This window comes from Novosphingobium sp. SG751A (genome assembly GCF_013149295.1).
GTDB lineage: Bacteria > Pseudomonadota > Alphaproteobacteria > Sphingomonadales > Sphingomonadaceae > Novosphingobium.
The window spans coordinates 35,668-49,842 of sequence record NZ_JABGCB010000015.1 but is presented as its reverse complement, the minus strand read 5'-3'; the positions used below and the strand labels follow the sequence as shown (position 1 = coordinate 49,842).

The following is a 14,175-nucleotide window of genomic DNA, read 5'->3' as shown; positions in this document are numbered from 1 at the left end:
CATGAAACTTCTTGTCACCGGCGGCGCCGGTTTCATCGGATCGGCGGTGGTCCGTCTGGCCGTCTCGCGCGGCGCTCAGGTCGTCAACCTTGATGCTCTGACCTATGCGGCCTGCCCGGACAATGTCGCGCCGGTGGCCGACAGCCCTCTCTATAGTTTTGCCCATGTCGATATCCGCGATCCCGAAGCGCTGGCGCGGGTGTTTGAGGAAGTCGAACCCGACGCGGTGCTTCATCTGGCCGCCGAAAGCCATGTCGACCGTTCGATCGACGGGCCGGGCGATTTCATCACCACCAATATCGTGGGCACGTTCAACCTGCTCAATGCTGCGCGCCATTACTGGGTCTCGCGCGGACGGCCCGACACGTTCCGCTTCCTGCATGTCTCGACCGACGAGGTGTTCGGCTCGCTGGGCAAGGAAGGCAAGTTTACCGAAACTACGCCCTATGATCCGCGCTCGCCCTATTCGGCCAGCAAGGCGTCATCGGATCATCTGGCGCGGGCATGGCACGAAACCTACGGGCTGCCGGTGCTGCTGACCAATTGCTCGAACAATTACGGGCCTTATCATTTCCCCGAAAAGCTGATCCCGGTAGTCATCCTCAACGCCATCGCGGGCCATGACATCCCGGTCTACGGCGATGGCAGCAACGTGCGCGACTGGCTCTATGTCGAGGATCACGCGCGCGCGCTGCTGCTGGTGCTGTCCAATGGCCAGATCGGGCGCAGCTATAATATCGGCGGCGTGAACGAGCGCAGCAATCTGGAACTGGTGCAGGAAATCTGCGCGATCCTTGATGCGAAGCGGCCGCTTGGCTCCGGCTCCTATGCCGATCAGATCCGCTTTGTCACCGACCGCCCCGGCCATGATGCGCGCTATGCCATCGACCCGGCCCGCATCCGCGAAGAGCTGGGCTGGAGCCCCTCGGTCACGGTCAGCGAGGGACTGGAGCGCACGGTGCAATGGTATCTCGACAATGAGGCCTGGTGGCGCCCGCTGCAACAACGCCACGGCGTTGGCCGGCGTCTGGGCACGAACGTCTGATCTTCCCCTTTTCACTTGCCGCAAGGGAACCGCGATGACCCAACGCAAAGGCATCATTCTGGCCGGAGGTTCCGGCACGAGGCTGTATCCGCTGACGCTGGCTGTCTCCAAACAGCTCATGCCGATCTATGACAAGCCGATGATCTATTACCCGCTCTCGGTGCTGATGCTGGCGGGCGTGCGCGAGGTGGCGATCATCACCACGCCCGCCGATCAGGACCAGTTCCGCCGCCTGCTGGGCGATGGATCGCAATGGGGGATGCGGCTGGAATATATCGTCCAACCCTCGCCCGACGGGCTGGCGCAGGCCTATATTCTGGCCGAGGATTTCCTCGACGGGGCGCCCTCGATCATGGTGCTGGGCGACAATATCTTCTTTGGCCACGGATTGCCCGACATGCTGCGCGCGGCCGATGAAAAGCCTGCGGGCGGCACGGTCTTTGGCTATCACGTGGCCGATCCGCACCGCTACGGCGTGGTCGGTTTCGACGGCGACGGCACGGTCAACCAGATCATCGAAAAGCCCGAGACGCCGCCCTCCTCCTATGCGGTCACCGGCCTTTACGTGCTGGATGGCGAGGCCCCGGCGCGCGCGCGTCAGGTGGCCCCCTCCCCGCGCGGAGAGCTGGAGATCACCTCGCTGCTCGAAAGCTATCTGGCCGACGGCACGCTGTCGGTTGAACTGATGGGCCGCGGTTTTGCATGGCTCGACACCGGCACGCATGGCTCGCTGCTCGATGCGGGCAATTTCGTGCGGACGCTGTGCGAAAGGCAGGGGATGCAGGTGGGCTGTCCGGAGGAAATAGCCTTCCGTCAGGGCTGGATCGACGCCGAAGGCCTTCATGCGGGCGCCCGCCTTCAGGGCAAGTCCGAATATGGCCGCTATCTGCGTCAGCTTGCGCAGGAAGAAGCCCCAGTCGGCTAAGGCTCCGCCCCACCCCCACACCATCACGCAATCGCGGCGCAAAGACGGGCGCAAGGCCCCTGTCTGTGCGCGCCGCGATGTCCCGCTCTATTATCGTAAGGTTCCCATCCTGTGAAAATCGCCATCTTCGGTCTGGGTTATGTTGGTTTCACCGCCGCCTGCTGCATCGCCAGCGAAGGGCACCATGTCATTGGCGTCGATGTCAGCGATGCCAAGATCGCCGCCATCCTCGCCGGGCGCTCGCCCATCACCGAGCCCAAGGTCGATGAGATGCTGGCCCAAGGTCTGGCCGATGGGCTGATCACGGCCACGACCAATGTCGTCGAAGCGCTGCGGGACACCGATCTGGCGCTGGTCTGCGTGGGCACGCCCAGCGGGCCGGACGGCAGCCATGACATGCGCTATATCGCCGATGTCTCGCGCCAGATCGCGGCGGCGGTGGACACCGCGCGCGAAACGCCGCTGACGGTGGTGTTCCGCTCGACCATCCGTCCCGGCACGATGGACGATCTGGTCCACCCGATCTTTGCCGCGCGCCATGGGGCCGACACCGACCGCCTGATCGAGCTGGTTTATAACCCCGAATTCCTGCGCGAGGCGACCGCAGTTTACGACTATTTCGCCCCGCCCAAGATCGTCATCGGCACCGCCGACGGCAAGCCCTCGGCCACGATGGACGCGCTCTATGCGGCCATCGAAGCGCCGCGCTTCTACGTCCGTTTCCGCGAGGCCGAAGCAACCAAATTCGTCGACAACACATGGCACGCGGTCAAGGTCGCGTTTGGCAATGAGATCGGCCGGGTGTGCCTCGGGCTGGGGATCAATGCGCAGGATGTCTATGACATCTTCGTTTCCGACACCAAGCTGAACATCTCAAAGCATTACCTGCGCCCCGGCAGCCCGTTTGGCGGCTCGTGCCTGCCCAAGGACGTGCGCGCGCTGCAACGGATTGCCGCCGAATGCGGGGCCAACACCCATCTGGTCGACTCGCTGCTGCGCTCCAACGACGCGCATAAGCACCGCATGTTTGCCCGCGCCAGCGAAGGGCTGGAGCCGGGCGCCAAGATCCTGCTGGCAGGCCTGGCCTTCAAGGCGGAAACCGACGACCTGCGCGAAAGCCCCAATGTCGACCTTGCCCGCATGTTGCTGAGCGCCGGCTATGACCTGTCGATCTTCGACCCCGCCATCGACGGGGGCAAGCTGGTGGGCGCCAATCTGGGCTATATCTATGCCCGCATCCCCCAGATCGAGCGCCTGCTGCTCAGCGCCGAGCAGGCCAATGCCACCGGTTTTGACCGCATCGTGATGTGCAACGGCACGGGCAAGAAGCTCGACCTTGCCGACCGCCCGGTCGTCGATCTCAGCAAGATCTAAGGGAGCGCCGCCCCATGCCCGACACCGCCAGACCATCGGACACCCGCGAATTGCAGGGCAAGCGCCTGCTGATCATCGTTGAAAACCTGCCGGTCCCCTTTGACCGGCGGGTGTGGCAGGAGGCGACCACGCTTCAGGAAGCCGGGGCCACGGTGTCGATCATCTGCCCCACGGCGCCGGGCTATGAGGCGCGCTATGAACTGCGCGACGGCATCCATATCCATCGCCACCCGCTCTATCGCGATGCAGCCAGCGCGGGCGGCTATCTGCTGGAATATGGCATCGCCCTGTTCTGGCAGACCCTGCTGGCATGGCGGATCTTTTTCGGGCGCGGCTTTGATGTGCTGCAAGTGTGCAATCCGCCCGATCTGGGCTTTGTCATCGCGCTTCAGTTTCGCTGGCTGGGCCGCCGCTATATCTTCGACCATCACGACATCAACCCGGAACTGTATGAGGCCAAATTCGGCAAGCGCGGTTTTGGCTGGAAACTGATCGGCTGGGCGGAAAAGCTGAACTTCCGCTTCGCCGATGTGGTGATTTCGACCAACAATTCCTATCGCTCGATCGCCATGCGGCGCGGGGGCGTGGCCGAGGGCGATGTGTTCGTGGTGCGCTCGGGCCCCAACCTCGCCCGGCTGAAACAGCGCCCGCCGGAGGAAAGCCTCAAGCAGGGACGCAAGCATCTGATCGGCTATGTCGGCGTGATGGGCGAGCAGGAGGGCATCGACCTGCTGCTGGAGGCTGCGCGCCACATCGTGCTGGAACGCGGGCGTCAGGACATCGGCTTCTGCCTTGTCGGCGGCGGCTCCAGCCTCAAGCACTTGCAGGCGATGGCGCAGGATATGGGCCTTGGCGATTATGTGCATTTCACCGGCCGCGCGCCTGATGACGTGCTCTTTGGCGTGCTTTCCACCGCCGACGTCTGTGTGAACCCGGACCGGGTGAACCCGATGAACGACCAGTCCACCATGAACAAAGTTCTGGAATATATGGCCTTTGGTAAGGCTCAGGTACAGTTCGACGTCAAGGAAGGCCGCTTCTCGGCAGGCGAGGCCTCGCTTTATGCCCGGCCCAATGATGCGCTCGATATGGCCGACAAGATCCTCCATCTGATCGATAATCCCGAATTGCGCGAACAGATGGGCCGCTATGGCCGCGCCCGCGTCGAAGCTGAATTTTCATGGGATCGCCAGAAGGCACCGCTGATCGCGGCCTATTGGCATGCGCTGGGCAAAGGACGCGCTCGCGCCGCCGCCCGCCCTGCCGCCGCCAAGCCGCTCCCCGGCTCGCCTTCCTGACCGGCTGATTGTGGCCCCCACCTCTCCTTGGCCCCGGCGCGGATGGACGCTGGCGCTGCTGACCATCATCCTGATGGGCGGCGGCAACTGGACGATGCCGCTGCCCGGCTTCGTGGCCCAGTTGACCGCCTGCGCGGTGATTGTCTGTGCGCTGGGCTCGCGACACAGCGTGCTGACCCGCCCTATGGTGGGGATGGACCGCTTTCTGATCGCGGTGCTGGGCCTGATCGCGCTACAGCTTGTGCCGCTGCCGCCTGCGCTTTGGCATGCTTTTCCGGGGCGTGATGTGGCGCGTGCGATTGACGAAGCGCTGCTGCCCGCCGCGCGCTGGCGGCCTTTGACGCTCGATCCGGGGGCGACGCTGGGGGCGCTGGTCGCGCTGCTGCCGCCGCTCAGCATCTATCTGGCCGTGCGTACCGCGCCGCGCGAACGGATTGCCGCGCTGCTCGATGCGCTGCCCATCGCCTTTGTCGCCTCGGCCATCGTCGCCTTTGCCCAACTGGCGCTGGGCCAGAGGGGCTGGCTGCGGCTCTATCCGCTGGGGGATTATGATTTTCCCATCGGCTTTTTCGCCAATCACAACCATCAGGCCGCCTTTCTCGCCTGTATGCTGCCGCTGCTGGCGCTGTGGCTGGGACGGCTCGATCCGGCCGCCCGCCGCGCCCGGCTGATGGGGCAAAGCGCCGATACCGTGCTGCTGATCGCCGCCGGGCTGGTCACCGCGCTGTGTCTGGTCACCGGATCGCGCGCGGGCGTGGTCCTGCTGGTCCTATCTCTGGCCGGCACGAGCATGGCGTGGCAGCGCCAGTCGGCGCAGGCCGGCGCGCAATGGATCATGCGCAGCCTGCTGCCGATGGGTCTGATCGTGCTGTGCATCTGGCTGATGACCTCCAACGGGGTCGAACGCCTCGCCACGCCCTTCCTGCGTGGCGCGGTGGAGCAGGACCAGCGCTGGACCTTCTGGCGCGATGTGTCCCATGCCGCCGCCGCGTTCTGGCCGGTGGGGTCGGGCCTCGGCACCTTTGTCGAGGCCTTTGCCATGCACGAGCCGCTGGTCAGCGTTTCGGAGCGTTACCTCAACCATGCCCATAACGATTATCTCGACATCGCGCTGGAGGCGGGCCTGCCCGGACTGGTCTTTGCGGCCGCCGCGCTGTGGCTGACGTTGGCCGCAGCATGGCGCAACAATCACAGCGCTCGCGGCGGGCGCCAGCGGATGGAGGTGATCCTCACCCTGCTGCCCCCGGCGCTGATCGCGCTGCATTCCTTCGTCGATTATCCGGCCCGCACCCATGCCATCGGCGCGCTCGCGCTGCTGTGCTGGGCAATGGCCGCCAACCGCACCACCCCCAACCGTCCACGTGAACAACACGGTTCCTGAAAAGAGGTCGTATACCTTGAAACACTTAGCGACATTGCGATCCTTGGCGCTGCTTGGCACCGCATTGCCCCTGCTGGCCGGATGCATGGCCGGGCCAAGGTACAAGCTGACCGACCCGCCACAGGCGGCACAGCGCCAGACGGCCCCGCTCGAAATGCCCCTGCCTGCCGCTGATCCCGGCACGCTGGGGCCCGATGACAAGATCGCCATCGTAGTGGCGCGTGAGCCCGATCTGAGCGCGGCCAGCGTGATGATCGACGCCAACGGCACGTTCTCCATGCCCGGCGTTGGCCGCATCAAAGCGGTGGGCCACACGCCCGACGAGCTGGCCAGACAGATCAGCGCCAGTCTGGCCGCAAATTACATCAACCAGCCGCAGGTCTCGATCAACATCGTCGAACGCGCCTCGCGCCGGGTGACGGTGGAGGGCGCGGTGACACAGCCGGGCATCTATCAATATCCGGTGGGCGCCACGCTGGTCGATGCCATTGCGCTGGCCCATGGGCCGGTGCGCGCGGCCAAGCTGGACCGCGTGGCGATTTTCCGCACCGAAGGCGATGTGCGCAGCGTTGCCGTGTTCGATTTCAAACTGGTTCGGGCCGGACGCATGTCCAATCCGCGCCTGTTGCCCGGCGACCGGATCGAGGTCGGCTTCTCGGGCCTGACCCAAGCCTGGCAGGACTTCCTGCAAGCCGCCCCCGTCTTCAACGTCTTCACCCGTTTCTGACCGGGTACAGGAATTTCCATCATGGCCAATGCCCAAGAACCCTCGCTTGCTACCAGCCTGATCGACCGTTTCCTGCCGAATTTCTCCTCGGCTGAACCGTTTGAAAACAATGGCATCACCATGTCCGAAATCCGGGCGATGCTCTATCGCCAGCGCAAGCTGATCTTTCCGATGATCGTGGCGGGTCCGGTGCTGGCGCTGGGCGTCACATGGATGATGCCCGCCATCTATGAAGGCACGGTCTCGGTAAAGATCGACAATGAACGCGCCAAAATCCTGGAAGGTCAGGATCTGGACCCTACCGTGACCACCAGTGACACCGGGCGCTATCTGGCCACGCAGAGCAGCATCGTAACCAGCCGCACACTGGCAACGCAGGTGGCCGATGAAATGGCGCTGGCCCGCGATGACCGCTTCTTGCTGAGCATGGGCAAGAAGGTCAAAAGCGATGGGCTGAGCAAGAAGGACGCCGATGCCGCCCGGCGCGAACAGGTCATCACCCTGTTGCAGCAGACGGTCAAGATGACCACCCCCACCGACAATCGCGTCGCCACCATTTCCTTCCGCAGCCGCAATCCGCAGATCGCGGCGCAAGTGGCCAACACCTATGCCGACAAATATATCGGCCAGAACGTGCTGCAGCGTTATGAAATGAACGCCTATGCCCGCAAAATCCTGAAAAATCAGGTGAGCCAAACCCAGCAGGAATTGCGCGGCGCCGAACAGAAAGCCATCGATTACGCCCGCCAGTATCACCTGATCGACATTGGCGATGCCGCATCAGGCGCCGATGAAGGCAAGGGCAATGGCGGCAGCAAAGACACCGGCAACGGCCGCTCGATCGTCACGGCCAACCTGATCGCGATCAACGATGCCTATGCCCAGGCGCAGGCCGAACGCATCGCCGCCGAAGGCCGCTGGCGCGTGGCCCAGTCCAGCTCGCCGCTCGATCTGCCCGAAGGTCGCAACAGCCCCAGCATTCAGGGGCTGTTGCAGAGCCGCGCCACCACGGCGGCCCAATTGGCCCAGTTGCGCAAACGCTATGCCGCCAACCGCCCCGAAGTGATGGAAGCCGCCGCGCAGCTTGCCTCGATCGAAAACCAGATCGCTACGGTGGGCCAGAACATCCGTGCCTCGATCCGCGCCGAATATCAGGGCGCACTGCACAAAGAACAGGATCTGGCCAAGAGCCGCACCAATCTGTCCAGCCAATCGCTGGGCGAACAGGAACGGCGGGTCCAGCTCAACCTGATCGTGCGCGATGCCGACACGCTGCGCCGCCAGTTGGGCGACTTGCTGACGCGCCTCAACCAGATCGAATCCGCCGCGGATGTCGACACCAACAATATCGCCGTCATCGACAAGGCCCGCGTGCCCGAGGATCCGGTCTCGCCGATCCTGTGGCGCAATCTGCTGATCGGTCTGGTTGCAGGGGTAACGCTGGCGCTTTCGACGGCGCTGCTGCGCGAATTGTTCGACGAAACGCTGCAACGGCCCGAAGATGTCGAGGACAAGCTGCGCCTGCCGCTGCTGGGTGTGGTTCCGGCCAGCATGACCAATGTGCTCGACAGCCTGAACGACGGCAAATCGGGTCTGGCCGAAGCCTATTATTCGGTGCGCAGCACGATCGACTATGCCTCGGGCGGCGATGTGAAAAAGCTGATCCTGGTCACCTCCAGCTCGCCCGCCGAGGGCAAATCGACCACTGCCTATGCGCTGGCGCAGGATTTTGCCCGCGCCGGACGCCGTGTGCTGCTGGTCGATGCCGATACGCGCGCGCCGTCTCAACACCGCCTGCTCAAACATGCGCGCAACCTGAGCGGTCTGACCGAGGGGCTGGTGCATCAAAAGCCCTTCAGCGAGACCATCCACCAGAGCGAAACCGCCGGCCTGTTCTTCATGCCGCTGGGCGCGCGTCCGGCCAATCCGGCCCATCTGTTGTCTTCGGACGTGATCGCCCCCTTTATGAACCGGTTGAAGGAAATGTTCGACGTGGTGATCGTCGATGCGCCGCCGGTGATGGGTCTGGCCGACGCGCCGCTGCTGGCGCGCCATATGGACGCGGTGATCTTCATCGCCGAGGCGGGCCGCGCACATAACGGTCAGGCCAAGATCGCGCTGCGCCGCCTGCGCGACAATGGCGCGCGCGTGCTGGGCGCGGTGCTGACCAAGTTCAACCCGGTCGAATCCGGCTATGGGCAAAGCACCGGCTATTACTACTACTACAACTATCGCTATGAGCGGAACCTGCCCGAGGGCGAAACGGCCTGATGAGCATGGCGTCGCCCTCTTTGCGCAACCGTCGGCTGGTGGCCGGCGCGGTCGGCATCGCGGCTTTGTCCGCGGTGCTGAGCGTGTCGCTGGCCAATGCGCTGATCAGTGTAAAGCTGATCGATGCGGCCGCGGCCCTGCCAATGGGGGCGGCCATCGCGGCGCGCTCGGCCGATGCGCGCGATCTATCGGTCGAATTGTCGGGGCGGGCCTTGAAGGAAAGCACCATCGTGCAACCCGCGCTGACCCGTCTCGCCATGGCCGCGCCCGGCCCGCGCGGCGACAGGCTGCTGGCGCTGGGCGCAAGGCTGGGCTGGCGCGATGCCGAAACCCAGCGCAGACTTTATGCCATGGCGGTGCGCCATGGCGATTGCCCGGCAGCGCTTTCCTATGCCTCGGCGCTGATGCGTCAGGGCGTGGGGTTCGACACGCTGGCCCCGGCCATCACGCGCGCGGCCACCCTGCCCGCCTGCCAGCCCGCCCTGCTCGCGCTGCTGCGTCAGGGCGAGCCATGGGCCCCGGCATGGCTGCGGCGCCACGGCTTCGACCTGCCCCCCGCGATGCAGGGACAGGTCATGGCCGCCACCCATCCGGGCCGCGAAACATGGGCCCCGCTGGTCGCGCTGCGTCTGGCCAAGGGGCAGGCCCCGCTGGCCCATGCCCTGTGGCAACAGTCCGTCGAGCCTGCCTCCGGCCCCAACCGGCTCGACTGGCCCGCCGCGCAGGCTTTGCTCTATCCCACCGCCTTCGACTGGACGATCTCGCCCGACATGGCGCTGTCCGACGGCCATCTCTCGCCCGGATCGGAAGGCGTGGGCGTGGCGGTGCGTCGGCTGTTGCTGGCGCCCGGCGCCTATCTGCTGTCCACCGGCGCCCCCGGCGATGATGCACAGGGCTGGCGCTGGGGCCTGTCCTGCGGGCCCAATCCCATGCCCGCCCCCACCGAAGCGCTGTACGCACGCCAGACCTTCATCATTGCCCCGGCCTGTCCCACCCCATGGCTGACACTGGCGGGCGGCGAAGGGCCGATTGCGGCCCCCACGCTGCACGCCATTGCCCCCGCGCGATGATCACACCGATGAACGGCCCCATCCTTCACCTTTCCGCCGATTTCCCCGACCGGATCGACCCGGCCAAGACGCGCGCCATCCAGACGCTGGTCGAACTGGTCCGGGATCGGTTCGATCAGCAGATTGTTTCTCTCAACCGCGTCGCGCCCGGCCCGATGGGCGCCATCGCCACGCTGCTGGGCGGCAATCCGATTGCCCGCGCTCAGATCGACGGCCCGCTGACCACGCTGGCCTATCGCGCGCCGGGACGGGGCCTGTGGCATCACGGAATGCTGCGCCGTCTGGCCGATGCGCTGCTGGATCGGATCGCAGCAGGGCCTCGCCCGGGGCTGATCATGGGGCATAAGCTGACAGTCGAGGGCCTTGTTGCCGCACACATCGCGGCGGCGCTGGGCGTGCCCTATGGCCTGACCATTCAGGGCGACACTGACACCAAAATTCTTGCCGCCCGTCCCGATCTTCGCCCCGCCTTTGCCCGCGTTTTCCATGGGGCCAGCGTGGTCTTTTCGCTGGCCCCATGGTCGCTGCGCGCGGTTGAGGCGAGGCTCGGCGCTCGGGCAGGGCAATCCATCCTGCTGCCCTGCCCGCTTGCCGCCGACCGCTTTATCGCGCCGCGCATGGGGGGCGATGCCATCGTCACCGCCTTTCACCTGCGCAATGCGCGGCGCAAGAATCTGGTCCGGCTGATCGCTGCGCATCAGACGCTGCGCACCAATCGCCCGGATGTTGAACTGCATATTCTGGGCGGCGGCAGCGGGCATGACCGGGCGCGGGTCGAGCGTATGGTCGGTGCCCATGCCGGCATTATGCTGCGCGGGGCGGTGGCCAATGCGGCCATTCCCGAAACATTCAACGCCGCCATCGGCCTTGCCTTGCCCAGCCTGCGCGAAAGCTTTGGCATGGTCTTTATCGAGGCGCTGATGGCGGGCCTGCCGGTGGCCTATCCGCAAGGGCGCGCCATCGACGGTTATTTCGACGGCGCGCCCTTCGCCATCGCGGTCGACCCGCTCGACACGGCCATGATAGCCGATGGCATGGCCCGCATGATGCGCGACGAAGCCGCGCTCAAAACCGCACTGGCGCGCTGGCAGACCTCGGGCGAGGCCGCCCGTTTCACCCGCGCCGCCATTGCCGACACTTTTGCCCAAGGGCTCTCCCTCGCCCCTACCCATGCCTCTGGCTCTGCCTTCACCTACGCCACAAACGGACCCGCTCTATGAGTATCGGCAAGAATACCGCCTATAATCTGGTGGGTTTCATCATTCCCACAGTGTTGGGGCTGGCCACGGTGCCGGCCTATATCCATCTGATCGGCCCGGCGCGCTATGGCGTGCTCTCGCTGGTCTGGCTGATCCTTGGCTATTTCGGCCTGTTCGATCTGGGCCTTGGCCGCGCCACCACCCAGCGCATCGCCGAATTGCGCGATGCGCCCCGCGCCGAGCGGGCCAAAGCCTTTCACACCGCGCTGGTGACCAATCTGGCGATTGGCGCGGTGGGTTGTCTGATCCTGTGGATCGCGGCCTATATCATCTTTTCCCGCGTGGTTTCCCTTACCCCCGATCTGCGCGCCGAGGCGGTTTCAGCCACCCCGCTGGTCGCCCTTGCGTTGCCCATCGCCACCACCCTTGGCGTACTGAGCGGGGCCTTGATGGGGCGCGAGAAATTCCTGCTGACCAACCGCATCTCGGCCACTTCGACCACGCTGTTTCAGATCCTGCCGCTGTTGGTGGCATGGCGTATCGGGGTCGATCTGCGGCTGCTGGTAACAGCTTCGCTGCTGGCGCGCGGCTTTGCGGTCTTTTCTCTGTGGCGGGCCTGCGGGCGCGAATTCGCGCTGGACGAGCCGGTGGCATGGGACCGCGCGCAGCTGATGCGCCTGCTGCGTTACGGCAGTTGGATGACGCTTTCGTCCATGACGATCCCGTTTTTGGCCTTTACCGACCGCTTCCTGATCGGCTCGATCCTGGGTCCGGTGGCCGTCACGATCTATAACGTGCCCAGCGAGGCGGTGAAGCGCATCACCGGCGTTGCCGGATCGGTGGCCAGCGCGTTGTTTCCCCGGTTCGCCACCGAAGGGCGCGAGGAAGCGGTCAAACTGGCCACCTATGGCGCGGATCTGCTCTATGCCCTGGTCACGCCCGCGATGGCGGTGGGGCTGGTGCTGATGGACCCGTTGATGCGGCTATGGCTGGGCCAGAACATAGGGGCGCAGGCGGCTCCCCTCGCCCGGATTTTCATGCTGGCCTATTGGCTCAACACCTTTCTGCAAATCCCCTTCACCCGGCTTCAGGCAGGCGGGCGCCCCGATCTGGTCACCAAGATCATGGCCGCCGAATTGCTGCCCTACATCGCGGGGCTCTACTGGTCGCTGAAAACCTTTGGGCTGGCGGGCGGCGCATGGGCCTTTTTCATTCGCATGGTGGTCGATGGCGTGTTGCTGTCATGGTTTGCCGACACCGGCTTTCCCCGCCTGCGCCTGATGCTGGGCACGCTGGCCGCGCTGCTGGGCCTTGAGGCGTGGCTCACTCTTGGCCCGGTGCCGGCCCTGCCCACCCAGATCGCTCTTGCCGCGCTGGCGGGGCTGGTCGGCACGCTGGCCGCGCTGCTGGTGATGCCTCAGGATCTGCTCGACCGGCTGCCTCTGCCGCAAGCGCTGCGCAGGATGCTGCGCCCCGCCCGAATTTCCGCTCCGATTGGAAACCCGTCATGACGCCCGCCACCCCCTTCTCCACGTCGCCCCGGACCGAGGTTCGCGGGCCGGTCTGGATCGCCGCGATCATCCTGTTCACCACCCTGTTGCCGCCCGAAGTGCGCGTGACGCTGGGGGGGATTGAGCTGTTCTCCTATCGCCTCGCTTTCCTGCTGCTGTTGCCCTTTATCGTGCGCCATGCTCCGGCCAATGTGCGCAAGCCGGTGCCTTCCGATCTGATGGTGCTGTTCTCCGTCCTTTGGATGGTAGCCGCGATGGTCGCCAATCAGGGTTTTGCTGCGGGCATCCAGCGCAGCCTTTCCGTGGCGATGGATCTGTTGCTGGGCTATGTCGTAGCGCGCGCCTCGATCGCCAGCATTAACGATCTGCGCCGCCTGCTGGTCATCATGGCACCGATGTTCCTGCTGGCCGGATTGCTGGTGATGATCGAAAGCGTGACGCATGGGCTGATCATCCAGCCTGCCGTGCAAAAGATCTTTCCCAACATTGAGGCGATGGGCATCGTGGTAACCTCGCTGGCCAATTATCAGACGCGCATGGGGCTGTTTCGCGGGGTGGGGACTTTTCCGCATCCCATTCTGGGCGGACTGTATCTGGCCTCGGTGGTGCCGCTGTATTTCACCTCCCATTTGCGCGGATGGCCGCGCAAACTCGGTTTGCTGGCCGGTGGCCTTGCCTTTTTCACGGTCAGTTCGACCGCTTTCATGATGCTGGCGCTCAGCCTTGGCTTGCTCTTCTATGACCGACTGACCCGCATGGTGCGCGGCATCCGTTGGCAGGGGCTGTTGCTGGTCGTGGGTCTGGGGCTTGCCGGTTATCAGTTGTTCAGCACGCATGGCTTGATCGGCCTGACGGTGAAGCTCGCGATGGACGGCAACACGGCCTATTATCGCGCGCTGACCTGGCAATTTGCCGGGGCCGCGGTGGCCGCCCATCCGATCTTTGGTCTGGGCGACGGACATTTTGCCCGGCCGGTGTGGATGGTGTCGGACACTATCGACAATTACTGGCTGCTGCTGGCCGTCCGCTATGGCTATGCGGTGCCCGCCGCACAATTGCTGGCCACGATCTCGGTGATGTTCCAACTGGGTCAAGGCAGCCGTCTGGTTGACCGGACGGACTCGCGCTTTTTGCGCGGCCTGTGCATGACCATCAGCGTTGTAACGCTGGGCGGCTTTTTCGTGGCCTTGTTCAGCGGGGTGCAGATCTGGTTTGCGGTCCTGCTGGGCTGCGGGGCCAATTGCGCGCTCTTTGCCCGCGGCCAGGACAAATTGCGCCAGAGCCGCGTGATCGCCGAGCAGCGCGCCCGCAACGCCCGGCAGCATGCCCGCCCCGTCGCTGCGCGATAATCATTTCACCAAGGGACTTTATCCG

11 protein-coding genes are annotated in these 14,175 nt (G+C 64.9%); all 11 read left to right on the top strand.

What is annotated here, in order from left to right:
* Position 1 precedes the first annotated feature (1 nt).
* Complete coding sequence (rfbB, locus tag FHW96_RS19205; protein WP_172342201.1) at positions 2–1,045, top strand: dTDP-glucose 4,6-dehydratase; 1,044 nt, start codon at positions 2–4, stop codon at positions 1,043–1,045.
* 34 nt (positions 1,046–1,079) lie between these two features.
* A complete protein-coding gene (gene rfbA / locus FHW96_RS19200) occupies positions 1,080–1,970 on the top strand; it encodes a glucose-1-phosphate thymidylyltransferase RfbA (RefSeq protein ID WP_172342200.1) in 891 nt (296 codons plus the stop codon).
* A 111-nt stretch (positions 1,971–2,081) separates the two neighbouring features.
* Positions 2,082–3,344: a nucleotide sugar dehydrogenase gene (locus FHW96_RS19195; protein ID WP_172342199.1), complete on the top strand. Its 1,263-nt coding sequence runs from the start codon at positions 2,082–2,084 to the stop codon at positions 3,342–3,344.
* A 14-nt stretch (positions 3,345–3,358) separates the two neighbouring features.
* Positions 3,359–4,642 (top strand): glycosyltransferase family 4 protein, encoded by a 1,284-nt coding sequence (locus tag FHW96_RS19190; RefSeq protein ID WP_172342198.1) that lies wholly within the window; start codon positions 3,359–3,361, stop codon positions 4,640–4,642.
* Entirely contained in the window at positions 4,566–6,023 is a 1,458-nt protein-coding gene (locus FHW96_RS19185; protein ID WP_172342197.1) for an O-antigen ligase, read from the top strand. The genes FHW96_RS19190 and FHW96_RS19185 overlap by 77 nt, the downstream gene beginning before the upstream one ends.
* A gap of 43 nt (positions 6,024–6,066) precedes the next feature.
* A complete protein-coding gene (locus FHW96_RS19180) occupies positions 6,067–6,750 on the top strand; it encodes a polysaccharide biosynthesis/export family protein (protein WP_172342196.1) in 684 nt (227 codons plus the stop codon).
* 21 nt (positions 6,751–6,771) lie between these two features.
* A complete protein-coding gene (locus FHW96_RS19175) occupies positions 6,772–9,021 on the top strand; it encodes a polysaccharide biosynthesis tyrosine autokinase (RefSeq protein WP_172342195.1) in 2,250 nt (749 codons plus the stop codon).
* On the top strand, positions 9,021–10,091 hold the full coding sequence (locus FHW96_RS19170; RefSeq protein ID WP_172342194.1) for a hypothetical protein: 1,071 nt from the start codon (positions 9,021–9,023) through the stop codon (positions 10,089–10,091). Before FHW96_RS19175 ends, FHW96_RS19170 begins: the two co-directional genes overlap by 1 nt.
* A gap of 8 nt (positions 10,092–10,099) precedes the next feature.
* Positions 10,100–11,311: a glycosyltransferase gene (locus FHW96_RS19165; RefSeq protein WP_172342193.1), complete on the top strand. Its 1,212-nt coding sequence runs from the start codon at positions 10,100–10,102 to the stop codon at positions 11,309–11,311.
* Positions 11,308–12,801, top strand: a complete 1,494-nt coding sequence (locus tag FHW96_RS19160) for a flippase (protein ID WP_172342192.1) — start codon at positions 11,308–11,310, stop codon at positions 12,799–12,801. Before FHW96_RS19165 ends, FHW96_RS19160 begins: the two co-directional genes overlap by 4 nt.
* The gene (locus tag FHW96_RS19155; protein ID WP_172342191.1) at positions 12,798–14,150 is read left to right on the top strand and encodes a hypothetical protein; all 1,353 of its coding nucleotides are present in this window, start codon (positions 12,798–12,800) and stop codon (positions 14,148–14,150) included. Before FHW96_RS19160 ends, FHW96_RS19155 begins: the two co-directional genes overlap by 4 nt.
* Positions 14,151–14,175: the final 25 nt, after the last annotated feature.